Genomic DNA, 24,735 nt, shown 5'->3' on the forward strand with positions numbered 1-24,735 from the left:
CTGGTCAGGGGTGGATCGGGCGGTACTTTACCCGAGAAATGAGCTTTACGCGGTTTCTACCGTCGGAAAACTTTTCACCAGGTCGTCCAATTGCTTGAGTTGGACCAGAAACGGCTCCAGTTTGTCCAGGCGCAGGGCGCATGGGCCATCGCACTTGGCGTTGTCCGGGTCGGGGTGGGCTTCGAGGAAAAGCCCGGCCAGGCCCTGGCTCATGCCGGCCTTGGCCAGGTCGGTGACCTGGGCACGACGGCCGCCGGCGGAATCGGCGCGGCCACCCGGCATCTGCAGGGCGTGGGTCACGTCGAAGAACACCGGGTAGTCGAACTGCTTCATGATGCCGAAGCCCAGCATGTCGACCACCAGGTTGTTGTAGCCGAAGCTCGAACCACGCTCGCAGAGTATCAATTGGTCGTTACCGGCTTCTTCGCACTTGGCCAGGATGTGTTTCATTTCCTGAGGTGCGAGGAACTGAGCCTTCTTGATGTTGATCACCACGCCGGTCTTGGCCATGGCCACCACCAGATCAGTCTGCCGCGAGAGGAAAGCCGGCAGCTGGATAATGTCGCATACCTTGGCGACGGGCTCGGCCTGGTAAGGCTCGTGCACGTCGGTGATCACCGGCACGTTGAAGGTGCGCTTGATCTCTTCGAAGATCTTCAGCCCCTCTTCCATGCCAGGGCCACGGTAGGACGTTACCGACGAACGGTTGGCCTTGTCGAAGCTGGCCTTGAACACATACGGGATACCAAGCTTCTCGGTAACCCGCACGTACTCTTCGCAGACCTTCATCGCCAGATCACGGGATTCCAGAACGTTCATGCCGCCGAACAGGACGAACGGCTTGTCGTTGGCGATCTCGATGTTACCGACGCGAATGATCTTCTGGGTCATTGATCAGGCCTTGTTCTTCTGAGCCAGGGCTGCCTTGACGAAGCCGCTGAACAGCGGGTGGCCGTCACGCGGGGTGGAGGTGAACTCCGGGTGGAACTGACAAGCGACGAACCATGGGTGATCCTTGGATTCGACCACTTCCACCAGCGCGCCGTCTTCGGAACGGCCGGAAACCACCAGACCAGCGTCCACCAGTTGTGGCAGCAGGTTGTTGTTCACTTCGTAGCGGTGACGGTGACGCTCGGTGATCACATCCTTGCCGTAGCAGTCGTGCACCTTGGAACCGGCAGTCAGCTGGCAGTCCTGTGCGCCCAGGCGCATGGTGCCGCCCAGGTCGGAAGCCTCGTCGCGGGTCTCGACGGCACCGGTGGCATCGGCCCACTCGGTGATCAGGCCGACCACTGGGTGGCCGCTGTTACGGTCGAACTCGGTGGAGTTGGCGTCTTTCCAGCCCATCACGTTACGGGCGAATTCGATGACGGCCACCTGCATGCCCAGGCAGATACCCAGGTACGGCACCTTGTTTTCACGGGCATATTGCACCGCGGTGATCTTGCCTTCCACGCCGCGCAGGCCGAAACCGCCCGGTACCAGGATGGCATCGGCGCCTTCGAGCAGGCTGGTGCCCTGGTTCTCGATGTCTTCCGAATCGATGTAACGCAGGTTGACCTTGGTACGGTTGGTGATGCCGGCGTGGCTCATCGCTTCGATCAGCGACTTGTACGCATCCAGCAGCTCCATGTACTTGCCGACCATGGCGATGGTCACTTCGTGCTCCGGGTTGAGCTTGGCATCGACCACCTTGTCCCACTCGGACAGGTCGGCACCATTGCACTGCAGGCCGAAGCGCTCGACGACGAAGTCGTCCAGGCCCTGAGCATGCAGCACGCCCGGGATCTTGTAGATGGTGTCGACGTCTTCCAGCGAAATCACCGCACGCTCTTCAACGTTGGTGAACAGCGCGATCTTGCGACGCGACGAAGCATCGACCGGGTGGTCGGAGCGGCAGATCAGCACGTCAGGCTGCAGGCCGATGGAGCGCAGCTCCTTGACCGAGTGCTGAGTCGGCTTGGTCTTGGTTTCGCCTGCGGTGGCGATGTACGGGACCAGGGTCAGGTGCATCAGCATGGCACGCTTGGAGCCCACTTCGACGCGCAGCTGGCGAATCGCCTCGAGGAACGGCTGCGACTCGATATCACCCACGGTACCGCCGATCTCCACCAGGGCCACGTCGGCATCGCCGGCACCCTTGATGATGCGACGCTTGATTTCGTCGGTGATGTGCGGGATGACCTGGATGGTCGCGCCCAGATAATCACCACGACGCTCTTTGCGCAGCACGTGCTCGTAGATACGGCCGGTGGTGAAGTTGTTGTTCTGGGTCATGGTGGTGCGGATGAACCGCTCGTAGTGCCCCAGGTCGAGGTCGGTCTCGGCGCCATCGTGTGTGACGAACACTTCACCGTGCTGGAACGGGCTCATGGTGCCCGGGTCGACGTTGATGTACGGATCCAGCTTGAGCATGGTGACCTTCAGGCCCCGCGCTTCCAGGATGGCCGCCAGGGAAGCCGAGGCAATGCCTTTCCCCAATGAAGAAACAACACCGCCCGTGACGAATATGTAGCGCGTCATGAAAAACCCTAGAAGTCTGCGTTAAGGCGGCCAGCGCCGCCGGAGAAAGCGAAGGAAGGCCGAAGCCCCCGATCACCTGCGTCAATCACAGTGCATCTCGAAAAACTGCCGCGTCTGTACAGCCAGGGTATACCCGGCATGGCGTTCGCTCGTCATTTCCAGAATCAGCTCGGCAAAAAACTGCTTGGTAATCGGCAACTCCTGTGTTTTCGCGGAACCCACAGAAGTTGTATCAAGAAGGGAGGGTAGTCTACCGGAATGTACCCTTCAGCTCAAACCTTGCGCGTTCGTCGGTAACTGCCAGTGCAGTTGGCAATTCGCCTGCACCAGCCCGGACAGGTTGGCCACCGCCAGCAGGCGTTCGCCGTGATAGAGCAACGGCAGGCGCGAGCGCAGGAAATGCGGCACCTGCTGCTCGTTGAGCAGGCGCTTGAGGTCACGCCGTCCACGGCCGGGAATCTCCAGCATTTCACCACCCTGACGGTAGGCAATGCGCAACCCGCCCGGCCCGGCTGCGCCAACAAGACGCACGCAACCATTGCCCGGCAACCGCAACGGCCCATCTGGGTCGGGCCAGGCCAGCGAGCCAACCGGTTGCTGTAGCCAATCACCGCTCAACCACCAGATGCGCCCGTGGCTACGCACCAACCGTCCATCGGCAAGCCGCCAGACTGGCCGGGCATCGGCAGCGGCATCGCGCAGGTCTGCCCAGCCGGCCCAGTGCCGGGTATCGGGCAAACGGGTGCGCTGGCTCAGCCAGTACTGCACGGCATTGCGCTGACGGGCTGGCGATAGCGCTACCAGGGTAGCCAGGTCGAGGGAATCCAGCCCCGGCCAGGCGATGGGCGCCCCCTTACGCGCAAGCGCCAGATCCTCCTGGGCCAGTTCGTCCAGCAAACCCAGCGCCTCACCCAGATGCTCTGCTGCACGGGCGAAGTTCTGGCTGACCTGAGGCCAACGTTGCTGCAAGTGCGGCATCACTTCGCCGCGCAGGTAGTTGCGGGCGAATTGTGTGTCGGCGTTTGACGGGTCTTCGATCCAGACCAACCCTTGGGCTTTGCCGTAGTCCTGCAACTGCTGCCGGGAACAACCCAGCAACGGCCTTACCAGGCTGCCCGGCCCTAATGCCCGCTGCACCGGCATGGCTGCCAGGCCGCGCAGACCGGCACCGCGCAACAGGCGAAACAGCAGGGTCTCGGCCTGGTCGTCGCGGTGCTGGCCGGTGAACAGGATGTCGCCCGGGCCGAGCACTTGCCTGAAAGCGGCATAGCGGGCGTCGCGAGCGGCCTGTTCAAGGCTCGCGCCGGGGCTGACCTGGACGTGGATGACCTGGAGTTCGATGCCAAAATTGTCGCAGATGGCTTGGCAGTGGGCGGGCCAGGCGTCAGCAGCGGACTGCAGGCCATGGTGGACATGAATGGCGCGCAGCGGGGGGGAAACGTGATTACGGGCGTAATCAGCCAGCAGGTGCAGGAGGACGGTGGAATCGAGGCCGCCGGAGAAGGCGACGTGCCAGGCGGGGGCGTTGAGCCAAGGAGTGAGGTTGATCATCTAGCCCTCGCTCGATTCAAGAAAGCATTCGCGGGCAAGCCCGCTCCCACATGCACGGCACAAGCCTCAAGGGCAGCGCAATACCTGTAGGAGCGGGTTTACCCGCGAACACCGGCAAAGCCGGTGCCGTCAATCACAAGGGCCACAAAAACGGCCCCCGGGGCAAATCAGAATCAGAGACCGTAGCTCATCAGGCGCTCGTAACGACGGGCCAGCAGCGCGTCGCTGTCGAACTTGCCGAGCATGTCCAACTGCTGCACCAGATCGGCACGGATGCTTTCGGACATTTGGGCCGGGTCACGGTGGGCGCCGCCCAGCGGCTCCTGGATGACCTTGTCGACAATGTTCAGGCTCTTCAGGCGCTCGGCAGTGATACCCATGGCTTCGGCCGCGTCTGCTGCTTTGTCGGCAGTTTTCCACAGAATCGAAGCACAGCCTTCCGGCGAGATAACCGAATAGGTGGAGTACTGCAGCATGTTCAGTTGGTCGCACACGCCAATGGCCAGTGCCCCACCGGAACCACCCTCACCAATCACGGTAGCGATGATCGGGGTTTTCAGGCGTGCCATGACCCGCAGGTTCCAGGCAATGGCTTCACTCTGGTTACGTTCTTCGGCGTCAATACCCGGGTAGGCGCCCGGCGTGTCGATGAAGGTCAGGATCGGCATCTTGAAGCGTTCGGCCATTTCCATCAGGCGACAGGCCTTGCGGTAGCCTTCCGGGCGCGGCATGCCGAAGTTGCGACGCACTTTCTCGCGCACTTCACGGCCCTTCTGGTGGCCAATGACCATCACCGGTTTGCCGTCCAGACGCGCAGTACCACCCACGATGGCGGCGTCGTCAGAGAAGTGACGGTCCCCGTGCAGCTCTTCGAACTCGGTGAAGATGTGCTCCAGGTAGTCCAGGGTGTATGGACGACGCGGGTGACGGGCCAGGCGGGCGATCTGCCAGCTGGTCAGGTTGCCGAAGATGCTTTCGGTCAGGGTGTTGCTCTTGTCTTGCAGACGGGCAATTTCATCGCTGATGTTCAGCGAGTTGTCGTTACCCACCAGGCGCAGGCCTTCGATCTTGGCTTGCAGGTCGGCAATCGGCTGTTCGAAATCGAGGAAATTCGGGTTCATAGTCATCCGTCTTGGGTCTACGGCCAGGCGGCCGGCCGGTTGATCCGTTTGGCGCCATACCTTAAGGGATCAGGCGCATTCAGGTCGAGATTAAATTTTTGTCGGTTCAACGATATTGCAGGAAGACGTTCTCACGCCCGAACTGGTCACGCAGCGCCTGAATCAGCCCATCGGCCGGGTCGATCGCCCACTGCTCGCCAAACTGCAGCATGGCCTTGGCGTCGCTGCCGGTGTACTCCAGCGTGATCGGGCAAGCACCACGATGGCGGGTGATCAGCTCGCCCAGCCACTTCAGCCGGTCGCCTTTCAGTGCGTCGTGCGCCACCTTCAGGCGCAGGCTCTCAGCCAGCTTGGTGCGCGCGTCTTCCATGGTCATCACCTGCTTCACCCGCAGGCGCAAGCCCCCGGAGAAGTCGTCATTGCTGACCTCGCCTTCCACCACCACCATGGCATCGGTCTGCAGCAAAGACTGTGCCGCCATGAAGGCATCGGCAAACAGCGATGCTTCGATCCGCCCGGAACGGTCATCCAGGGTGACAAAGCCCATCTTGTCGCCCTTCTTGTTCTTCATCACCCGCAGCGCAATGATCATGCCGGCGATGGTCTGGGTTTCGCGCGACGGCTTGAGGTCGACGATGCGCTGGCGGGCGAAGCGGCGAATTTCGGTCTCGTACTCGTCGATCGGGTGGCCGGTCAGGTACAGGCCAAGGGTGTCTTTCTCCCCCTTCAGACGCTCCTTGAGGGTGAGCTCGCGCACCTTGCGATGGTTGGCATAGACGTCGACATCTGCCGCGTCGAACATGCCGCCGAACAGGTCGACATGGCCACTGTCAGCGGTGTGCGCAGCCTGCTCGGCTGCCTTGATGGCCTCGCCCAGCGCCGACAGCAAGGTTGCCCGATTGATGTCGATGTTGGCGTGGTAGGCCTTGATCTCGTCATGGAAGTGCGGGCCAAGGCGGTCCAGCGCGCCACTGCGCACCAGCGCATCAAGGGTACGCTTGTTGACCCGCTTGAGGTCGATGCGTTCACAGAAATCGAACAGGTCCTTGAACGGACCGCCTTGGGCACGGGCCTCGACAATCGCCTCCACCGGGCCTTCGCCGACGCCCTTGATGGCGCCAAGGCCGTAGACGATCCGGCCGTCGTTGTTGACGGTGAACTTGAAGTCCGAGAAGTTCACGTCCGGCGCGTCGAGGCGCAGCTTCATGCTGCGCACCTCCTCCACCAGCACCACCACCTTGTCGGTGTTGTGCATATCCGCCGACAGGACCGCAGCCATGAACGGCGCCGGGTAGTGGGTTTTCAGCCAGGCGGTCTGGTACGACACCAGGCCATAGGCGGCGGAGTGGGATTTGTTGAAGCCGTAGCCAGCGAACTTTTCTACCAGGTCGAAGATGTTACCGGCGAGGTCCGCATCGATATTGTTGGCTACGCAACCTTCGATGAAACCACCGCGCTGCTTGGCCATTTCCTCGGGCTTTTTCTTACCCATGGCCCGGCGCAGCATGTCGGCACCACCCAGGGTATAACCTGCCATCACCTGGGCGATCTGCATCACCTGTTCCTGGTACAGGATGATGCCGTAGGTCGGCGCCAGTACTGGCTTGAGGCCTTCATACTGGTAGTCGGAGTGCGGGTAGGCCAGTTCGGCGCGGCCGTGCTTGCGGTTGATGAAGTCGTCCACCATGCCCGATTGCAGCGGGCCCGGGCGGAACAGCGCAACCAGTGCGATCAGGTCTTCCAGGCAGTCGGGCTTGAGCTTCTTGATCAGCTCCTTCATGCCCCGCGATTCAAGCTGGAACACCGCCGTGGTTTCGGCCTTCTGCAGCAGCTCGTAGGTCTTGCGGTCGTCCAGCGGAATGAAGTCGATATTGAGGTCAGGCAGGTTCTTCTTGGCCTGCTCGCGGTTGATGATCTCCATCGCCCACTTGATGATGGTCAAGGTACGCAGGCCGAGGAAGTCGAACTTCACCAAGCCGGCAGCCTCGACGTCATCCTTGTCGAACTGGGTTACCAGGCCACCACCCTCTTCATCACAGGCGATCGGCGAAAAGTCGGTGAGCTTGGTCGGTGCGATAACCACACCGCCGGCGTGCTTGCCGGTACCCCGGGTCACACCCTCCAGCTTCAGGGCCATGTCCCAGATCTCACGGGCGTCTTCGTCGCCCTTGAGAAAGTCGCGCAGGATTTCTTCCTGCTCGTAGGCCTTCTCCAGGGTCATGCCCACTTCGAAGGGGATCATCTTCGACAGGCGGTCGGCCAGGCCATAGGACTTGCCTTGCACCCGCGCCACGTCACGTACCACCGCCTTGGCGGCCATGGTACCGAAGGTGATGATCTGGCTCACCGCATTACGACCGTAGGCTTCGGCCACGTAATCGATCACCCGGTCACGGCCGTCCATGCAGAAGTCGACGTCGAAGTCGGGCATGGAAACACGTTCAGGGTTGAGGAAGCGCTCGAACAGCAGGTCGTAGGCCAACGGGTCGAGATCGGTGATCTTCAGAACGTAGGCCACCAGCGAACCAGCACCCGAACCGCGGCCTGGGCCAACCGGTACATCGTTGTTCTTGGCCCACTTGATGAAGTCCATAACAATCAGGAAGTAACCGGGGAAGCCCATCTGGATGATGATGTCCAGTTCGAACTTCAAGCGGTCCAGGTAAACCTGACGTTTTTCTTCATAATTGGGCGTGGTCTCTTTTGGCCACAGCACCGCCAGGCGCTCTTCCAGGCCTTCGTGGGACACATGCCGCAGGTAGTCGTCGATGCCCATGCCGTTGGGCGTAGGGAAGTCAGGCAGGAAGTACTTGCCCAGTTGTACCTGGATGTTGCAGCGTTTGGCGATTTCGACGGTGTTGGCGATGGCGTCGGGCAGGTCACTGAACAGCTCAGCCATTTCCTCGGCCGACTTCAGGTACTGCTGGTCGCTGTAGCCACGCGGACGGCGCGGGTCGTCGAGGGTCCAGCCCTCGCCGATGCATACGCGGGTTTCGTGGGCGTCGAAGTCCGTCTGCTTGATGAAGCGCACGTCGTTGGTAGCCACCAGCGGGGCGCCAAGCTTGTCGGCCAACGCCACCGCCGCATGCACGTATTCCTCGTCGCGTGCGCGATTGGTGCGCTGCACTTCAACGTAGAAGCGCTCGGGGAACATGCCCATCCAGTCTTGAAGTAGCGCTTCGGCTTCATCTTGCCGCCCAGCCAGCAAGGCCATGCCGATGTCGCCTTCCTTACCCGCGGAAAGGGCAATCAGGCCCTCGCTGGCGGGGGCGATCCATTCACGCTGGAGGATGACCAGGCCGTTGCGCTGGCCATCGGTCCAGCCGCGCGAGATCAATTCGGTGAGGTTGCGATAGCCTTTGGGGTCCATGGCCAGGAAGCAGATGCGCGACAGCGGGGCTTCCGGGTCGGCACCGGCCAGCCACAGGTCGGCACCGCAGATCGGTTTGATACCGGCCCCCATGGCAGTCTTGTAGAACTTCACCAGCGAGCACATGTTGCTCTGATCGGTGATGGCGACCGCCGGCATGCTCATCCCGGTCAGCGCCTTGGCCAGCGGTTTTATCCGCACCAGGCCGTCAACCAGCGAGAATTCGGAGTGGACGCGCAGGTGAACGAAGGAAACCGACATGGAAGATCCTGTAGCAGTGCTTAACGACAAGGGCGGGATTGTAGCCTAACTAGGGGCTTTTTTTGGGGCTGCTTTGCAGCCCTTCGCGGGCACGCCCGCTCCCACAGGTACGGCCCCGCTGCTCAGGCCGATGAATCCTGTGGGAGCGGGCGTGCCCGCGAAGGGCCGCAAAGCGGCCCCAATAGGTCAGATCAGGGAATCGGTGACGCCTTCGCGCGCTTCCCAGGCCGCCCGCACAGGGGCGAAGGATCGCCGATGAATGGGCGTAGGCCCAAGGCGCGCCAAGGCCTCGAGATGCACCGGGGTCGGGTAGCCCTTGTGCCCGCCAATGCCGTAACCCGGGTAGATCAGTTCGAACGCACTCATCTCCCGATCACGGGTCACCTTGGCCAGGATCGATGCCGCCGCAATGGCCGGCACCTGGCTATCCCCCTTGACCACCGGTGCTGCCGGCACCGCCAGCTTCGGGCAGCGATTGCCATCAATCAGGGCCAGCTTTGGCGTAATGTGCAAGCCCTCCACTGCCCGCTGCATGGCCAGCATGGTGGCCTGCAGGATGTTCAGGCTGTCGATTTCCTCGACTTCGGCGCGGGCGATGCAGAAGCTCAAGGCCTTTTCGCAGATCTCGTCGAACAGCGCCTCACGCTTGGCTTCTGTGAGTTTCTTCGAATCGTTCAGACCGAGAATCGGCCGTGCAGGATCAAGAATCACCGCCGCCGTGACCACTGCGCCACACAGCGGGCCACGGCCCACTTCGTCAACGCCGGCGACCAGGTCTTCTACCAGGTTGAAGTCCAGTCCAATTTGCATGTCAGCGGTCCTTGAGCAGGGCCAGTACCGCCTCGGCCGCCTGATTGGAGGCGTCACGGCGCAGGGTGCGGTGAATTTCGTCGAAACGTTCAGTCTGCTGGCTTCCGTCGCGTACCAGTGGCGCCAAGGTGTTGGCCAGCGCTTCGCTGGTAGCGTCGTCTTGCAGCAGCTCGGGCACCAGCTCGCGCTGGGCCAGCAGGTTCGGCAATGACACGTAAGGGCTTTTCACCAGACGCTTGAGAATCCAGTAGGTCAAGGGCGCCAAGCGGTACGCCACCACCATCGGCCGCTTGTACAACAGCGCCTCGAGGGTGGCGGTGCCCGAGGCAATCAGCACCGCGTCACAGGCCGCCAGAGCTTGATGCGACTGGCCGTCGAGCAAGGTCAGCGGCAGTTGACGCCCTTCCAGCATCTGCTCGATCTGGGCGCGCCGCGTGGCATTGGCGCAGGGCAACACGAAGCACACACCCGGCACTTGTTGGCAGAGGCGCTCGGCGGCGTCGAGGAATAACGCACCCAGGCGCCCTACTTCGCCGCCCCGGCTGCCCGGCATCAGTGCCACCACCGGCCCCTCGCCCAGGCCCAGCGTGGCACGCGCGACCGAGCGGTCGGCTTCAAGCGGGATGGTGTCTGCCAGCGGGTGGCCGACAAAGCGCACTGGCACACCCTGCTCTTCGTAGAACCGCGCCTCGAACGGCAACAGCGTCAGCATCAGGTCGCAGCCCTCGCGAATCTTCAGCACGCGCTTCTGCCGCCAAGCCCACACTGACGGGCTGACATAGTGCACGGTCTTGATCCCGGCCTGGCGCAGCTTCAGCTCGATATTGAGGGTGAAGTCAGGGGCGTCGATGCCGATGAATACGTCGGGCTTTTCTTCGATCAGGGTCTGGATCAGCAACTTGCGGCGCTTGAGCAGCTCGCGCAGGCGCCCCAACACCTCGACCAGCCCCATGACGGCGAGACGTTCCATGGGGAAATAGGATTGCAGGCCTTCAGCCTCCATCAAGGGGCCGCCAACCCCGATGAAACGTACGTCGGGATGGCGCGCCTTGAGGGCACGCATCAAGCCTGAACCAAGAATATCGCCACTGGCCTCACCTGCGACCAGCGCTACGCAAAGCTGGGCCATATCAGCGCGTGATGCCGCGAGCGGAGCTCAGGATCGACTGACGGAACAGCTCGACCTCGGGGTGTTGCGCGGCCGGTTCGGCCAGCTCCTTGAGGGCGTCTTCGACGGTCAGGCCCTGACGGTAGACAATCTTGTAGCAACGACGCAGCACATGGATCACCTCGTCGCTGAAACCGCGGCGGCGCATGCCCTCGAAGTTCATGCTGCGGGCTTCGGCCGGGCTGCCGAACACGGTCACGAAGGCCGGAACGTCCTTGCCAATCGCCGTGCCCATACCGGAAAACGCGTGGGCGCCAATGTGGCAGTACTGGTGAACCAGGGTGTAACCGGACAGGATCGCCCAGTCACCCACATGCACATGACCTGCCAGCGCTGTATTGTTGACCAGGATGCAGTGGTTGCCGATGACACTGTCGTGGCCAATGTGGGCATAGGCCATGATCAGGTTGTGGTCACCCACGGTGGTTTCCGCGCGATCCTGAACAGTACCGCGGTGGATGGTCACCCCTTCGCGAATCACATTGTGATCGCCGATCACCAGGCGCGTCGGCTCACCCTTGTACTTAAGGTCCGGGGTATCTTCACCGATCGAGGAAAACTGAAAAATACGGTTGTGCTTGCCGATGCGGGTCGGGCCTTTAAGCACAACATGCGGGCCGATAACGGTGCCCTCCCCGATTTCTACATCAGGGCCAACGATCGACCAAGGGCCGACCTCGACGCCGTCGGCCAGCTTGGCCGACGGATCGATAATGGCCCGAGGATCAATCGAATTCATAGGGAGCGTTCCGCGCAGGTGATTTCTGCCGAGCAGACCGGCTTGCCATCGACAAGGGCGCGGCACTCGAACTTCCAGATCATGCTTTTACGGCTGAGGAACTTGGCTTCCAGCACAAGCTGGTCACCCGGCAGAACCGGCTGACGGAAACGCAGTTTGTCGGAACCGACAAAGTAGTACAGGGTGCCATCGGCCGGCTTGGCATCGAGCATCTTGAAACCAAGGATGCCGGCCGCCTGGGCCATGGCTTCGATGATCAGGACACCCGGCATGATCGGGTGTGCCGGGAAGTGGCCATTGAAAAACGGCTCGTTGATGCTGACATTCTTGTAGGCACGAATGCTCTGGGCCTCGAAGTCCAGATCCGTCACACGGTCTACCAGCAGGAACGGGTAGCGGTGAGGCAGGTATTCGCGAATCTCGTTGATGTCCATCATTTCGGTGGGGAAGCCTGTAATAAGAATAGGGAGCGCAGGTGCTGACCACACGCTCCTTTTGCAATCCAAAGAGGAGCCAGCTAGCGACTGTTCACTCTTGCTCAGGGAATGGTATCAGCCTTCTGATGTCGGCAGGCCACCTGAGGTCACGGTATCGACGCGTTTTTCCAGCTGCTGGAGACGCTTGGCCATGTCGTCCAGGTGGCGGATACGCGCGGCGCTCTTGCGCCAGTCAGCCAGCGGCTGCATGGCAGTGCCGGAAGAATAGGAACCCGGTTCAGTGATCGAACGGGTAACCATGGTCATTCCGGAAACGAAAACGTTATCGCAAATATCGATGTGCCCAACCAGCCCCACACCACCGGCCAGCATGCAGTGCTTGCCGATGCGCGTGCTGCCGGAGATTCCGACGCAAGCGGCCATGGCAGTGTGATCACCGACCTGAACGTTGTGAGCGATCTGGATCTGGTTATCCAGCTTGACCCCATCGCCGATCCGGGTGTCGGACAGCGCGCCACGGTCGACAGCAGTATTGACACCGATCTCAACGTCATCACCAATGGTGACGCCGCCGATCTGGGCAATCTTGCGCCAGATGCCCTTCTCGTTGGCAAAGCCGAAGCCCTCGCCGCCGATCACGGCACCCGACTGGATGACCACACGCTTACCAATGGTCACGTCGTGATACAGCGTGACCCGCGGTGCCAGCCAACCACTTTCACCGACCACACAGCGGGCACCGATGAAGCAGTGTGCGCCGATGCTGACGTTGGCGCCGATGCGCGCACCACTTTCGATGACCGCGAACGGCCCGATGCTGGCACTGGCATCCACCTGCGCGTCCTCAGCTACCACGGCGCTGGGATGAATACCCGCCACAGCCTTGGGTTTGGGGTCGAACAGGTGGGAAATGCGTGCGTAGGCCAGGTACGGATCGGCGACGATCAGTGCATTGCCGGCAAAGCCTTCGGCATCCGCCGCCTTCAGCAGCACTGCAGCCGCCTGGCTGTCGTCCAGGAATTTGCGGTACTGCGGGTTGGCGAGAAAGCTCAACTGACCGGGGCCAGCCTCCTGCAAGGTGGCCAGCCCGGTAATCTGCAGCGCCTCGGGCCCCTTGAGGGTGGCTCCAAGTGCCTCGGCCAGCTGGCCTAGCGTCATGGTCACACTCATATCAACGGGCTTGGTTCATGCGCTCGATGACTTGGCGGGTGATGTCGTACTGAGGCTTGACATCGATGACCGCACCACGCTCGAGGACCAGGTCGTAGCCGCCCTTCTTGATCACTTCCTCGACAGCGCCATCCAGCTTCGGCTTCAGCTGCTTGAGCATGTCGCGATCAGCAACGGCCTTGGCTTCGTTCAGCTCCTTGGACTGGAACTGGAAGTCGCGAGCCTTTTGCTTGAACTCGAGTTCCAGACGCTCGCGCTCCTGCTGCTGCATCTTGTCGCCGCCCTTGATCAGGCGATCCTGGATACCCTTGGCACTGCTTTCCAGGCTTTTCAGCTTGGTCAGTTGCGGACCGAACTTCTTCTCGGCATCCACCGCATACTTCTTGGCGGCATCCGACTCGAGCAGGGCCATCTGGTAGTTCAGGACGGCAACCTTCATTTCGGCGAAAGCCGGGGTGGCGACCAGCGCCGCGGCCACTACGGCCATTTGAGCCAATTTACGCACGATGCACTCCTGGATAAACCGTTGTCGTTAAGCAGGGGCCGACCTTAGAAGGTCTGGCCCAGAGAGAATTGGAACACCTGGGTATCGGCATCGTCCGGCTTCTTGACCGGCATTGCCAGGCTGAAGCTCAACGGGCCCAGTGCGGTAATCCAGGTCACGCCCAGGCCGACCGAACTGGCCATGCCCGAGAACCCGACCTTCTCGCAATCAGGTTTGTTGCCGCAATTGGTGTCGAACACGTTACCCACGTCCCAGAACACGGAGGTGCGCAGTGAACGCTGGTCCTTGACGAACGGCAGCGGGAACAGCAGCTCGGCGCCGCCTTGCACCAGCACGTTACCACCAAACGGCAACGGATCCTGATCCGGGTCGCGGATAGTGCCCGGCTTGCCGCCGTCGGCCTCGCCGCGACTAGGCGTACTGCGTGGGCCCAGGCTGCTGTCCTTGAAGCCACGGACAGAGTTGAAACCGCCCGCGAAATAGTTCTCGTAGAACGGCAGGCCGGAGGTGCTGCCGTAACCATCACCATAGCCCAGCTCGGTATGCAGGCGCAGGGTGTAGTCGTTGGTGATCGGCTTGAACAGCTGGCCACGGTAGTCAAGCTTGAAGAACGACAGGTCGCTGCCCGGAACGGTGGACTCCAGGGTCAGGCTTTGCGAGTGACCACGAGTGGCCAGTACGCCTTTGTTCAGGGTCGACTCGGACCAGCCGATCGATGCCTTGAAGTTCAGGAAGTTGTCACCTTCCTGCTCGAGGAAGTCGAAAATCTCGTCAACGGTGTACTTGCCGGTCTTGATCTTGTCCTGCTGCACGCTCAGGCCGTAGGTCAGGCGCGAAGTCTCGCTGATCGGATAGCCCAGGCTGACGCCGGCACCGTAGCTGTCCACCGCATAGCTGGCAACGTCGACATCGAGGTCGTCGTAATTGGTGCTGCGATAGAAGGCGTTATAACCCAGGCTGACGCCATCGGCAGTGAAGTAGGGATCAACGAAGCCAAAGTTGTAGCGGGTCTGGTACTCCGAACGGGTCAGACCGACGGATACCTTGTTACCGGTACCGAGGAAGTTGCTCTGGCTGATCGAACCACCGAGGATCAGGCCGGCGCTCTGGGCGAAACCGACGCTGGCGGTGATCGAACCGGAGGCCTGCTCTTCGACGCTGTAGTTGACGTCGACCTGGTCGTCGGTGCCTGGCACCTGCGGGGTCTCGACGTTCACTTCCTTGAAGTAGCCCAGGCGCTCCAGACGGGTCTTGGACTGATCGATCAGGTAGGTCGAAGCCCAGCCACCTTCCATCTGGCGCATTTCGCGACGCAGAACTTCGTCTTCGGTCTTGGTGTTGCCGCGGTAGTTGATGCGGTTGACGTAGGCACGTTTGCCCGGGTCGACCACGAACATGATGTCGACGGTGTGGTCCTGGTCGTTCGGCTGTGGCACGCCGTTGACGTTGGCGAAGGTATAGCCTTCGTTACCCAGACGGCGGGTGATCAGCTCGGACGTGGTGGTCATCACCTTGCGCGAGAATACCTGGCCCGGTTGCACCAGCAGCAGCGACTTGACCTGGTCTTCCGGCACCTTGAGATCACCGGACAGCTTCACGTCGCGAACGGTGTATTTCTCGCCTTCGTTGATGTTGACGGTGATGTAGACGTGCTTCTTGTCCGGCGTGATGGACACCTGGGTGGAGGCAATGTCCATGTTGATGTAGCCGCGGTCCAGGTAGTAGGACCGCAGGCGCTCCAGGTCACCGGAGAGCTTTTCACGGGCGTACTTGTCGTCGTTCTTGAAGAACGACAGCCAGTTGGTGGTCTTCAGCTCGAACAACTGCCCCAGGGTCTCGTCATCGAATACGTTGTTACCAACGATGTTGATGTGCTGGATGGCAGCGACGGTGCCTTCGTTGATCTTGATCTTCAGCGCTACACGGTTGCGCGGCTGCGGCACCACTTCGGCATCAACCTCGGCCGAGTAACGGCCCTGGGCCACGTACTGGCGCTGCAGCTCGTTACGCACGCCTTCGAGGGTGGCGCGCTGGAAGATTTCGCCTTCGGCCAGGCCCGATTGCTTCAGGCCCTTCATCAGGTCTTCGGTGCTGATCGCCTTGTTGCCTTCAATCTCGATGCTCGACACCGACGGGCGCTCGACCACGTTGATGATCAGCACATTGCCATCGCGGCTCAACTGGATGTCCTGGAAGAACCCGGTCTTGAACAAGGAACGAGTCGAGTCCACCAGGCGGCGGTCGTCGGCCTGGTCGCCAACGTTCAGCGGCAAGGCACCGAACACACTGCCGGCGGAAACCCGCTGCAGGCCGTTGACGCGAATATCGGAGATGGTGAAGGACTCGGCGTGAACTTCAGCGATCATCAGTGCGGACATGACCGCAGTTAGCAGCAGACGTTTCATGAAGTCCTTTTATTCCAACTGGCAATAAACAACCTGCCGTTACAAACGACAGGTTCGCAATTGAGCGAAGCTTTATAGTCGACCCAGATCGTTGATCAGGGCGAGCAACATCACCCCTATGACCAAACTGATACCGATCTGAACCCCCCAACCTTGCACCCGATCCGACAGCGGGCGACCGCGCGCCCACTCGACCAGGTAAAACAGCAAATGCCCCCCATCCAGTACGGGTATGGGCAGCAGGTTAAGAACCCCCAGGCTTATGCTCAGGTAGGCCAGGAAATTCAGGAAATCCCCCACGCCGGACTGGGCTGAAGCGCCCGCCACTTTAGCAATGGTTATCGGTCCACTCAAGTTTTTTACCGAGAGCTCCCCGAACAGCATTTTCTTCAGCGATTCAAGGGTCAGGACGCTCATGTTCCAGGTACGCGACAAGCTCTCACCCACCGCATCCAGCGGGCCGTAGCTGATTTCGCGGAGCATGCTGGCAGGCCATTCGCCACCCTTGACGCCAGCGCCAAGATAGCCACCCACTGCCTTGCCCTCACCCTTGCGGGCCAGGGTCACCGGCAGCTCCAGGGCTGCACCATCGCGCTCCACACGCACCACTACCTTGGCATCCGGGCGCGCGCGCACACTGTCGACAACTTGCTGCCATTCGGTCACCGCCACATCATCCAGAGCCAGCAGCTTGTCACCGGTTTTCAGGCCTGCAGCGGCAGCCGGCCCTTTCGGATCGATCTCGGCCAGCACCGGCGTGATCGCCGGGCGCCAGGGGCGCAGCCCCAGGGACTGAATCGGGTCGGGCTCGTCGGCGCCTTTGAGCCAGCTGTCCAGCTTGACCTGCAACTGACGCTCGTTGCTGGCGCCCTCATCACGCACGCCAATCTGCAAGGTACCGCTCTCACCCAGACGACGAACCAGCTGCAGATTGACCGCCGACCATCCGTTGGTCGGTTCGCCGTCAACAGAGACGATTTCCTGACCTGCGGTCAGCCCGGCCGATGCTGCCAGGCTGCCACTGTCGACCGCACCGATAACCGGGCGGATTTGCTGGGTGCCCAGCATCGCCAGCACCCAGAAAAACAGGATGGCCAGCAAAAAGTTGGCAATCGGGCCTGCCGCGACAATCGCTATACGCTGGCGCACCGACTTGCGGTTGAACGACTGCCCGGCCAGCGCTGGCGGCACATCGCCTTCGCGCTCGTCGAGCATCTTGACGTAGCCGCCCAGAGGAATGGCCGCAACAACGAACTCGGTGCCGTGACGGTCATGCCACCGCAGCAGCGGCGTGCCGAAACCCACCGAGAAACGCAGCACCTTGACGCCGCAGCGGCGCGCCACCCAGAAGTGACCGAATTCGTGGAAAGTGACCAGCACACCCAGAGCCACGAGGGTGCCGATAATCATGTAGAGCGCTGTCATGTCCATCTCCGAATGATGTTCAGCGGGCCGGCATTACTGCCCAGCCCCCTCACGAACCTTGGCGGGCCCGCATCAGCGACCGTGACGCCTCAGCCATTCACGGGAAAGCTCCCGGGCACGCTGATCGGCGGCAAATACCGCATCCAGCGACGGCAGCGGTACGACGGGTTCCTGGTCGAGTACCTGTTCGATCATACCCGCGATCTCCGGGAAGCGAATGCGCCGTTCAAGAAATGCCTGGACCGCAACTTCGTTGGCTGCATTGAGCACCGCTGGCGCACTGTTGCCAGCCTCGGCAGCCTGCCGCGCAAGGCGCAGGCAAGGGAAGCGTTGTTCGTCGGGCGCCTGGAAATCCAGACGGGCGATGGCGAACAGGTCCAAGGGGGCGACCCCGGAATCGATCCGTTCCGGCCAGGCCAACGCGCTGGCGATCGGCGTACGCATGTCCGGGTTGCCCAGTTGCGCGAGCACCGAACCGTCCACGTAGTCGACCAGTGAGTGGATCACGCTTTGCGGGTGCACCACCACCTCAACCTTGGACGGCGCGGCATCGAACAACCAGCAGGCCTCGATCAACTCGAGGCCTTTGTTCATCATGCTGGCCGAATCCACGGAGATCTTGCGCCCCATGGACCAGTTAGGGTGAGCACAAGCTTGCTCCGGGGTCACGTCCAGCAGCGCCTCGACCGGCGTCTCGCGGAACGGCCCACCAGAAGCGGTAAGCAGGATCCGGCGCACACCGACAGCACTCAGGCCACGGGCGTAGTCGCCAGGCATGCACTGGAAGATAGCGTTGTGTTCGCTGTCGATCGGCAGTAGCACGGCACCCTTTTGCCGCACGGCCTCCATGAACAGCGCGCCCGACATTACCAGTGCTTCCTTGTTGGCCAGCAACACCTTCTTGCCTGCCTCGACGGCCGCCAGCGTGGGGCGCAGGCCAGCAGCACCGACAATGGCTGCCATCACCGCATCCACTTCAGCGGCCGACGCCACCTGGCAAAGCCCTGCCTCGCCCTCCAGCACCTCAGTGGTACAACCAACTGCAGCCAGACTTGCACGCAACCTCACCGCCGCCTCGGTGCTCGGCACCACAGCAAATGCCGGGCGATGACGCACACATAGCGCCAGCAGTTCGTCGACGCGCGAATAGCCGGTGAGGGCAAACGCTTGATAACGGTCGGGATGGCGCGAAATCACATCCAGCGTGCTCAGGCCGATGGAGCCGGTGGCCCCGAGCACGGTAATACGCTGCGGGCGACTCACATCACACCCCATTCGGCAGCCCACAACAGCACCGCAAAGATCGGGATTGCCGCAGTCAGGCTGTCGATGCGATCGAGCACACCACCATGCCCGGGCAACAGATTGCTGCTGTCCTTGATGCCGGAGCGACGCTTGAACATGCTCTCGGTCAGGTCACCGACCACCGAGGACATCACCAGCAACGCAGCGCCCAGCAGGCCCAGCAGGATCTGACCAAAGCCCCAGTCGCGGCTGATGCCGACACCCAGGGTAATCAACAGGCTGACCGCCAGCCCACCATACACGCCTTCCCAGCTCTTGCCCGGGCTGACCTGCGGGGCCAGCTTGCGCTTGCCGAACGCCCGACCTGAGAAGTACGCACCGATGTCGGCAGCCCACACCAGCACCATGACGGACAGGATCAGCCAGTTCCCCAGGGGCCAGTGCTTGAGCAGCACCAGCCCCTGCCAGGCCGGCAACAGCACCAGCAGGCCGACCAACAGCCGACAGGCAGCACTGGCCCACAGGTCGCTGCTGCGCGGGTAGGTAAGCACCAGCCAAGTGGCCAGCCCCCACCAGATCACCGCAGCGCCCAGCACCCAGGGCGCCAGCTCCGGAAGGATGTGCAGCAGCATCAGTGCCCCAGCGACCACCGCCGCATAGGCAAGGCGCAGCGGCTGGGCCATCAGCCCGGCAAGGCGCGCCCACTCCCAGGCACCGAGGGTCACTACGAAGCCGATGAACAGGGCGAAGTCCCCGCCATTGAGCAGGAAGAAACCGCCCAGCGCGACCGGCAACAGGATCAGCGCAGTAATGATGCGTTGTTTAAGCATTAAGCACGAGCTCCAGCCTCGACCTGCTCGCTGGTCTTACCGAAGCGGCGCTGGCGCGAAGCGAAATCGGCCAGGGCATTGCGCATGGCCTCGTGTTTGAAGTCCGGCCAGTAGAGGTCGGAGAAGTACAACTCGGCATAGGCCAGTTGCCACAGCAGGAAATTGCTGATGCGATGCTCGCCACCGGTACGAATGCAAAGATCCGGCAACGGCAGCTCGCCGGTTGCCAGACAGGTCTGCAGCAGACCCGGGGTGATGTCTTCCGGGCGCAGGTGCCCGGCCTGCACTTCCCGCGCCAACCGCTGAGCAGCCTGGGCGATGTCCCACTGGCCACCGTAGTTGGCTGCTATCTGCAGAATGAAGCGGTTGTTGCCAGCGGTCACTGCCTCGGCCTCGCGCATGGCGGCCTGCAGCTCAGGATGAAAACGCGAACGGTCGCCGATGATGCGCAGGCTGATATTGTTCTCGTCAAGGCGCTTGGCCTCACGGCGCAGCGCCGAGAAGAACAGCTCCATCAGCGCACCGACCTCTTCGGCAGGGCGCTGCCAGTTCTCGCTGGAGAAGGCGAACAGGGTCAGCACCTCGACCCCGGACTTGGCACAGACTTCGATGACCGCGCGAACGGCATCCACACCCGCCTTGTGCCCGGCCACGCCGGGCAGCAGGCGTTTTTTCGCCCAGCGGTTGTTGCCATCCATGATGATCGCGACATGACGCGGCACCGAGGACGGCGCCGCTGGCTTGGTCTTTTCCATTAAAAAACCCCGGCCTTAGACGGCCATCAGGTCCTTTTCCTTGGCTTTGAAGGCAGCATCCACTTCGGCGACGAACTTGTCAGTCAGCTTCTGGATCTCGTCAGCGGCGCGACGCTCTTCGTCTTCGCTGATTTCCTTGTCCTTGGTCAGTTTTTTCAGGTCAGCCAGGGCGTCGCGGCGCACGTTGCGCACGGCTACCTTGGCATCCTCGGCAACACCGCTGGCTTGCTTGGTGTAGCCCTTGCGGGTTTCCTCGGTCAAGGCCGGCATCGGTACTCGGATGGTGGTACCGGCGCTGGACGGGTTAAGGCCCAGATCGGAGGTGAGGATGGCCTTTTCGATGGCAGCGCTGAGGTTCTTGTCGTGAGCGACGATCTTCAGGGTGCGGGCATCTTCGACGGTGATCGCGGCGACCTGATTCAGCGGCATTTCGCTACCCCAGGCGGTAACCTTGACGCTGTCCAGGATGCTTGGGTGAGCGCGACCGGTGCGGATTGCAGCCAGGTTGCGAGACAGGGCTTCGATGGACTTGCCCATGCGCTCCTGCGCGTCTTTCTTGATGTCGTTGATCATGCTTGGCCTTCCTCGATCAGTGTGCCTTCAGCGCCACCCACCACGATGTTCAGCAGGGCGCCAGGCTTGTTCATGTTGAATACCCGCAATGGCATCTTGTGGTCACGGCACAGGCAAATTGCGGTCAGGTCCATCACACCCAGCTTGCGATCCAGAACCTCATCGTAGGTCAGGTGATCGAATTTCTCGGCGTGCGGGTCCTTGAATGGATCGGCAGTGTACACGCCATCGACCTTGGTCGCCTTCAGCACCACGTCAGCATCGATTTCGATGGCGCGCAGGCAGGCCGCGGAGTCGGTGGTGAAGAACGGGTTGCCGGTACCGGCGGAGAAAATTACCACATCCCCGGAGTTGAGGTGACGAATAGCTTTGCGACGATCGTAATGATCGGTGACACCTACCATGGAAATGGCCGACATGACCAGGGCCGGGATGTTCGAGCGCTCCAGCGCATCGCGCATGGCCAGGCCGTTCATCACGGTAGCCAGCATGCCCATGTGGTCACCCGTGACGCGATCCATGCCGGCTGCGCTGAGCGCGGCGCCGCGGAACAGGTTGCCACCACCGATGACCAGGCCGACCTGGACACCGATCCCTACCAACTGGCCAACTTCAAGCGCCATGCGATCCAGCACTTTCGGGTCGATCCCGAAGTCTTCCGAGCCCATCAGGGCCTCGCCGCTAAGTTTGAGCAAAATGCGTTTATAGCGAGGTTGGCGACCACTCACCTGCTGAGCCATTGCGAGTCTCTCCTGCGGCGTACTTTTAGAAAATTCGTGCGGGCTGTTTGCAGCCTGCTAACTGTAGCGTGGCACCGCTTCGGTGCCAGCGAAGAGGGAGTCGTATAAACCCCTCTCCGTTTTGACAAAGAGGCTGCGCGCGTGAGCGGGCAGCCTCTTTGGGGCGACAGACGGGGCTGTCTTACTGCTTGGCAGCAGCTACCTGAGCGGCAACTTCAGCAGCGAAGTCGTCGACTGGCTTCTCGATGCCTTCGCCTACTTTGAAGTAGGTGAAGGAAACGATTTCAGCACCGGCTTTCTTGGCCAGCTCGCCAACCTTGACTTCCGGGTTCATGACGAAAGCTTGCTCTTTCAGCGAGGCTTCGGCTTTGAACTTGGTGATACGGCCGTTGATCATGTTCTCAACGATGTTTTCCGGCTTGCCGGCGATCTTGTCGGCGTTCAGCTGCAGGAAGACATTCTTCTCACGCTCGATGGCCTCGGCGGAGATTTCCGACGAATCCAGGAACTCAGGGTTCGAAGCTGCAACGTGCATGGCGATGTTCTTCGCCAGCTCAACGTCACCGCCTTTCAGAACGACGACAGCGCCGATCTTGTTGCCGTGCAGGTAGGCACCGACAACGTCACCCTCAACGCGCACCAGGCGACGGATGTTGACGTTCTCGCCGCACTTGGCAACCAGGGCTTCACGAGCAGCTTCGCGCGAGGCGATCAGCGGGGCGGCGTCGGTCAGCTTCTGGGCGAAGGCTTCTTCGAGGCTTTCGGCCACGAAGTTCTTGAAGTCGTCTTGCAGGGCCAGGAAGTCGGTCTGCGAGTTCACTTCCAGCAGGACGGCGGATGTACCGTCGGTCTTGACGGCGATAGCGCCTTCAGCAGCGACGTTGCCAGCCTTTTTGGCGGCCTTGATGGCGCCCGAGGCACGCATGTCGTCAATGGCTTTCTCGATGTCGCCGCCGGCCTTTTCCAGGGCCTTTTTGCAATCCATCATGCCTTCGCCGGTACGCTCGCGCAGTTCTTTTACCAGCGCTGCAGTAATTGCTGCCATTTCAAAATCCTCTTGGAAAGTTTTTCAACCATTCCACCCGTCAATCACGGGCGTTCAATTCTGCAAATCCGCTGTTTTGATTTCAGCGGGCCCATGATGCGGGGCCGATGCTGACAGCAGGATTTCAAGGTGGCAAAAAGGGGGCAGAGCCCCCTTTTTGCGTGCCAAGTAGACGCTAGCGCCTATTACTCAGCAGCAGGTGCAGCCGCTTCTTCAGCGTAAACTTCGGTGCCGCCGGCAACGTTGTTGCGGCCGCGGATGACTGCGTCAGCCATCGAAGTCATGTACAGCTCGATAGCGCGAATGGCGTCATCGTTACCTGGGATGATGTAGTCAACACCTTCCGGGCTGCTGTTGGTATCGACAACGCCGATAACCGGGATGCCCAGCTTGTTGGCTTCGGTGATCGCGATGCGCTCGTGATCAACGTCGATAACGAACAGAGCGTCTGGCAGACCGCCCATGTCCTTGATGCCACCCAGGCTGCGATCCAGTTTTTCCAGGTCGCGGGAGCGCATCAGGGCTTCTTTCTTGGTCAGCTTGGCGAAAGTGCCGTCTTCGGCCTGGGTTTCCAGGTCGCGCAGACGCTTGATCGAAGCGCGGATGGTCTTGTAGTTGGTCAGCATGCCGCCCAACCAACGGTGATCAACGTATGGCGAACCGCAACGAGCTGCTTGCTCGGCGACGATCTTGCCGGCGGAACGCTTGGTGCCGACGAACAGGATCTTGTTCTTGCCCTGGGCCAGGCGCTCTACGAACGACAGAGCGTCGTTGAACATTGGCAGGGTTTTTTCCAGGTTGACGATGTGGATCTTGTTACGCGCGCCGAAAATGTACTTGCCCATTTTCGGGTTCCAGTAACGGGTCTGGTGGCCGAAGTGCACACCGGCCTTCAGCATATCGCGCATATTGACTTGGGACATGATAGTTCCTTGATAAGTCGGGTTGGGCCTCCACGTATCCCAATGACCAACCCGCGAATTCTGCAACTCGGGGCACCCAGGTCATCGTGTCGACACGTGTGTGGGTTAAGTACTGACGGGGTCGTCCCCGAAAGCGGCGCATTTTATACCACAGACCGCGAGCGAACGGAACCCGGATACTGTTGCGTCTGTCAGCACTTTTTGCAGCACCCCGGCTTTCGCGCCAGAATGCCAGCTGTAGACAACAGCATGGCCGCCTTTATCCCGACCGATCGGCGCCCTGCTCTGCTAGAATCCGGCCTTTCCCGTTTGTTCGCGCCGTGCACGGCGCCGTAGAGAGCCTGTAATGACCGTCACCATCAAGACCGCAGAAGACATCGAGAAGATGCGCATCGCTGGCCGCCTGGCCGCCGAAGTGCTGGAAATGATCGAAGAACACGTCAAGCCCGGTATCACCACCGAAGCGCTCGACCGCCTGTGCCACGACTATATCGTCAACGTCCAGCAGGCCATCCCGGCACCGCTCAACTACAAGGGCTACCCGAAGTCGATCTGCACCTCGATCAACCATGTGGTCTGCCACGGCATCCCCAACGACAAGCCGCTCAAGGACGGTGACACGCTCAATATCGACGTCACCGTGATCAAGGACGGCTACCACGGCGACACCAGCCGCATGTTCCACGTCGGTAACGTGCCGGTCTGGGCCGAGCGCCTGTCCAAGGTCACCCAGGAATGCATGTACAAGGCCATCGAGCTGGTGAAGCCGGGCTGCCGCCTGGGCGACATCGGTGAAGTGATCCAGAAGCACGCAGAGAAGAACGGTTTCTCGGTGGTACGCGAGTTCTGCGGTCATGGCATCGGCAAGGTGTTCCACGAAGAGCCGCAGATCCTCCACTACGGCCGCGCTGGCACGGGCATGGAACTGAAGGAAGGCATGACCTTCACCATCGAGCCGATGATCAACCAGGGCAAGGCCGACACCAAGGTGCTGGGCGACGGCTGGACCGCCATCACCAAGGACCGCAAGCTCTCGGCCCAGTGGGAACACACTCTGGTGGTGACCGCGACCGGCTACGAGATCTTCACCCTGCGCAAGGACGACACCATCCCGCGCACTTCGGCCTGACCGCACCCCG

At 61.3% G+C, this 24,735-nt stretch carries 21 protein-coding genes; 1 reads left to right on the top strand and 20 read right to left on the bottom strand.

What is annotated here, in order from left to right:
• Positions 1-45: 45 nt before the first annotated feature.
• The 20 genes from kdsA to rpsB form a co-directional block, all read right to left on the bottom strand.
• Positions 46-891, bottom strand: coding sequence for a 3-deoxy-8-phosphooctulonate synthase (gene kdsA / locus INQ47_RS07535; protein WP_003252332.1), 846 nt, complete (start codon positions 889-891; stop codon positions 46-48).
• Between the two features lie 3 nt (positions 892-894).
• Positions 895-2,523 (bottom strand): CTP synthase, encoded by a 1,629-nt coding sequence (locus INQ47_RS07540; protein WP_404701435.1) that lies wholly within the window; start codon positions 2,521-2,523, stop codon positions 895-897.
• Positions 2,524-2,790: 267 nt separating this feature from the next.
• Positions 2,791-4,074 carry a tRNA lysidine(34) synthetase TilS gene (gene tilS / locus INQ47_RS07545; protein ID WP_404701436.1) on the bottom strand — a complete coding sequence of 428 codons (1,284 nt, stop codon included), beginning with the start codon at positions 4,072-4,074 and terminating at the stop codon, positions 2,791-2,793.
• A 173-nt stretch (positions 4,075-4,247) separates the two neighbouring features.
• The gene (locus tag INQ47_RS07550) at positions 4,248-5,195 is read right to left on the bottom strand and encodes an acetyl-CoA carboxylase carboxyltransferase subunit alpha (protein WP_252460183.1); all 948 of its coding nucleotides are present in this window, start codon (positions 5,193-5,195) and stop codon (positions 4,248-4,250) included.
• A 106-nt stretch (positions 5,196-5,301) separates the two neighbouring features.
• Positions 5,302-8,826 (bottom strand): DNA polymerase III subunit alpha, encoded by a 3,525-nt coding sequence (gene dnaE, locus INQ47_RS07555; protein ID WP_404701437.1) that lies wholly within the window; start codon positions 8,824-8,826, stop codon positions 5,302-5,304.
• Positions 8,827-9,012: 186 nt separating this feature from the next.
• Positions 9,013-9,636, bottom strand: a complete 624-nt coding sequence (gene rnhB, locus INQ47_RS07560) for a ribonuclease HII (protein WP_176682765.1) — start codon at positions 9,634-9,636, stop codon at positions 9,013-9,015.
• Position 9,637: 1 nt separating this feature from the next.
• Positions 9,638-10,765, bottom strand: a complete 1,128-nt coding sequence (gene lpxB / locus INQ47_RS07565; protein WP_252460185.1) for a lipid-A-disaccharide synthase — start codon at positions 10,763-10,765, stop codon at positions 9,638-9,640.
• A gap of 1 nt (position 10,766) precedes the next feature.
• Positions 10,767-11,543 carry an acyl-ACP--UDP-N-acetylglucosamine O-acyltransferase gene (gene lpxA / locus INQ47_RS07570; RefSeq protein WP_176682763.1) on the bottom strand — a complete coding sequence of 259 codons (777 nt, stop codon included), beginning with the start codon at positions 11,541-11,543 and terminating at the stop codon, positions 10,767-10,769.
• The gene (gene fabZ, locus INQ47_RS07575; RefSeq protein ID WP_003252314.1) at positions 11,540-11,980 is read right to left on the bottom strand and encodes a 3-hydroxyacyl-ACP dehydratase FabZ; all 441 of its coding nucleotides are present in this window, start codon (positions 11,978-11,980) and stop codon (positions 11,540-11,542) included. The genes lpxA and fabZ overlap by 4 nt, the downstream gene beginning before the upstream one ends.
• 114 nt (positions 11,981-12,094) lie before the next feature.
• The gene (gene lpxD, locus INQ47_RS07580) at positions 12,095-13,150 is read right to left on the bottom strand and encodes a UDP-3-O-(3-hydroxymyristoyl)glucosamine N-acyltransferase (RefSeq protein ID WP_404701438.1); all 1,056 of its coding nucleotides are present in this window, start codon (positions 13,148-13,150) and stop codon (positions 12,095-12,097) included.
• Between the two features lies 1 nt (position 13,151).
• Positions 13,152-13,637: an OmpH family outer membrane protein gene (locus INQ47_RS07585; protein ID WP_404701531.1), complete on the bottom strand. Its 486-nt coding sequence runs from the start codon at positions 13,635-13,637 to the stop codon at positions 13,152-13,154.
• 62 nt (positions 13,638-13,699) lie between these two features.
• A complete protein-coding gene (gene bamA / locus INQ47_RS07590) occupies positions 13,700-16,060 on the bottom strand; it encodes an outer membrane protein assembly factor BamA (RefSeq protein WP_404701439.1) in 2,361 nt (786 codons plus the stop codon).
• 72 nt (positions 16,061-16,132) lie between these two features.
• Entirely contained in the window at positions 16,133-17,485 is a 1,353-nt protein-coding gene (gene rseP, locus INQ47_RS07595) for an RIP metalloprotease RseP (RefSeq protein WP_252460190.1), read from the bottom strand.
• A gap of 72 nt (positions 17,486-17,557) precedes the next feature.
• Positions 17,558-18,748, bottom strand: coding sequence for a 1-deoxy-D-xylulose-5-phosphate reductoisomerase (gene ispC / locus INQ47_RS07600; protein WP_252460193.1), 1,191 nt, complete (start codon positions 18,746-18,748; stop codon positions 17,558-17,560).
• The gene (locus INQ47_RS07605; RefSeq protein ID WP_209963970.1) at positions 18,745-19,560 is read right to left on the bottom strand and encodes a phosphatidate cytidylyltransferase; all 816 of its coding nucleotides are present in this window, start codon (positions 19,558-19,560) and stop codon (positions 18,745-18,747) included. The genes ispC and INQ47_RS07605 overlap by 4 nt, the downstream gene beginning before the upstream one ends.
• Positions 19,560-20,315, bottom strand: coding sequence for a polyprenyl diphosphate synthase (gene uppS / locus INQ47_RS07610; protein ID WP_003252299.1), 756 nt, complete (start codon positions 20,313-20,315; stop codon positions 19,560-19,562). The genes INQ47_RS07605 and uppS overlap by 1 nt, the downstream gene beginning before the upstream one ends.
• A 15-nt stretch (positions 20,316-20,330) precedes the next feature.
• Positions 20,331-20,888, bottom strand: a complete 558-nt coding sequence (gene frr / locus INQ47_RS07615; RefSeq protein ID WP_003252296.1) for a ribosome recycling factor — start codon at positions 20,886-20,888, stop codon at positions 20,331-20,333.
• The gene (gene pyrH, locus INQ47_RS07620) at positions 20,885-21,628 is read right to left on the bottom strand and encodes a UMP kinase (RefSeq protein WP_003252294.1); all 744 of its coding nucleotides are present in this window, start codon (positions 21,626-21,628) and stop codon (positions 20,885-20,887) included. The genes frr and pyrH overlap by 4 nt, the downstream gene beginning before the upstream one ends.
• A 181-nt stretch (positions 21,629-21,809) precedes the next feature.
• On the bottom strand, positions 21,810-22,673 hold the full coding sequence (gene tsf, locus INQ47_RS07625; protein WP_003252290.1) for a translation elongation factor Ts: 864 nt from the start codon (positions 22,671-22,673) through the stop codon (positions 21,810-21,812).
• Between the two features lie 185 nt (positions 22,674-22,858).
• On the bottom strand, positions 22,859-23,596 hold the full coding sequence (gene rpsB / locus INQ47_RS07630; protein ID WP_003252287.1) for a 30S ribosomal protein S2: 738 nt from the start codon (positions 23,594-23,596) through the stop codon (positions 22,859-22,861).
• Between the two features lie 346 nt (positions 23,597-23,942).
• Between rpsB and map the strand changes: the two genes are divergently transcribed.
• Entirely contained in the window at positions 23,943-24,725 is a 783-nt protein-coding gene (gene map / locus INQ47_RS07635) for a type I methionyl aminopeptidase (RefSeq protein WP_252460194.1), read from the top strand.
• The last annotated feature ends 10 nt before the right edge of the window (positions 24,726-24,735 follow it).

Source organism: Pseudomonas sp. 3HC3, assembly GCF_044904505.1.
Taxonomy (GTDB): domain Bacteria; phylum Pseudomonadota; class Gammaproteobacteria; order Pseudomonadales; family Pseudomonadaceae; genus Aquipseudomonas; species Aquipseudomonas putida_Y.

What these genes read in the sequence shown, in the direction of transcription:
- frr (WP_003252296.1), bottom strand. Translation starts at nt 20,888, where the DNA reads ATGATCAACGACATCAAGAAAGACGCGCAGGAGCGCATGGGCAAGTCC.
- lpxA (WP_176682763.1), bottom strand. Translation starts at nt 11,543, where the DNA reads ATGAATTCGATTGATCCTCGGGCCATTATCGATCCGTCGGCCAAGCTG.
- rpsB (WP_003252287.1), bottom strand. Translation starts at nt 23,596, where the DNA reads ATGTCCCAAGTCAATATGCGCGATATGCTGAAGGCCGGTGTGCACTTC.
- INQ47_RS07550 (WP_252460183.1), bottom strand. Translation starts at nt 5,195, where the DNA reads ATGAACCCGAATTTCCTCGATTTCGAACAGCCGATTGCCGACCTGCAA.
- dnaE (WP_404701437.1), bottom strand. Translation starts at nt 8,826, where the DNA reads ATGTCGGTTTCCTTCGTTCACCTGCGCGTCCACTCCGAATTCTCGCTG.
- kdsA (WP_003252332.1), bottom strand. Translation starts at nt 891, where the DNA reads ATGACCCAGAAGATCATTCGCGTCGGTAACATCGAGATCGCCAACGAC.
- INQ47_RS07540 (WP_404701435.1), bottom strand. Translation starts at nt 2,523, where the DNA reads ATGACGCGCTACATATTCGTCACGGGCGGTGTTGTTTCTTCATTGGGG.
- lpxB (WP_252460185.1), bottom strand. Translation starts at nt 10,765, where the DNA reads ATGGCCCAGCTTTGCGTAGCGCTGGTCGCAGGTGAGGCCAGTGGCGAT.
- bamA (WP_404701439.1), bottom strand. Translation starts at nt 16,060, where the DNA reads ATGAAACGTCTGCTGCTAACTGCGGTCATGTCCGCACTGATGATCGCT.
- map (WP_252460194.1), top strand. Translation starts at nt 23,943, where the DNA reads ATGACCGTCACCATCAAGACCGCAGAAGACATCGAGAAGATGCGCATC.
- INQ47_RS07585 (WP_404701531.1), bottom strand. Translation starts at nt 13,637, where the DNA reads ATGGCCGTAGTGGCCGCGGCGCTGGTCGCCACCCCGGCTTTCGCCGAA.
- rnhB (WP_176682765.1), bottom strand. Translation starts at nt 9,636, where the DNA reads ATGCAAATTGGACTGGACTTCAACCTGGTAGAAGACCTGGTCGCCGGC.
- fabZ (WP_003252314.1), bottom strand. Translation starts at nt 11,980, where the DNA reads ATGATGGACATCAACGAGATTCGCGAATACCTGCCTCACCGCTACCCG.
- rseP (WP_252460190.1), bottom strand. Translation starts at nt 17,485, where the DNA reads ATGACAGCGCTCTACATGATTATCGGCACCCTCGTGGCTCTGGGTGTG.
- tilS (WP_404701436.1), bottom strand. Translation starts at nt 4,074, where the DNA reads ATGATCAACCTCACTCCTTGGCTCAACGCCCCCGCCTGGCACGTCGCC.
- lpxD (WP_404701438.1), bottom strand. Translation starts at nt 13,150, where the DNA reads ATGAGTGTGACCATGACGCTAGGCCAGCTGGCCGAGGCACTTGGAGCC.
- tsf (WP_003252290.1), bottom strand. Translation starts at nt 22,673, where the DNA reads ATGGCAGCAATTACTGCAGCGCTGGTAAAAGAACTGCGCGAGCGTACC.
- uppS (WP_003252299.1), bottom strand. Translation starts at nt 20,315, where the DNA reads ATGGAAAAGACCAAGCCAGCGGCGCCGTCCTCGGTGCCGCGTCATGTC.
- INQ47_RS07605 (WP_209963970.1), bottom strand. Translation starts at nt 19,560, where the DNA reads ATGCTTAAACAACGCATCATTACTGCGCTGATCCTGTTGCCGGTCGCG.
- pyrH (WP_003252294.1), bottom strand. Translation starts at nt 21,628, where the DNA reads ATGGCTCAGCAGGTGAGTGGTCGCCAACCTCGCTATAAACGCATTTTG.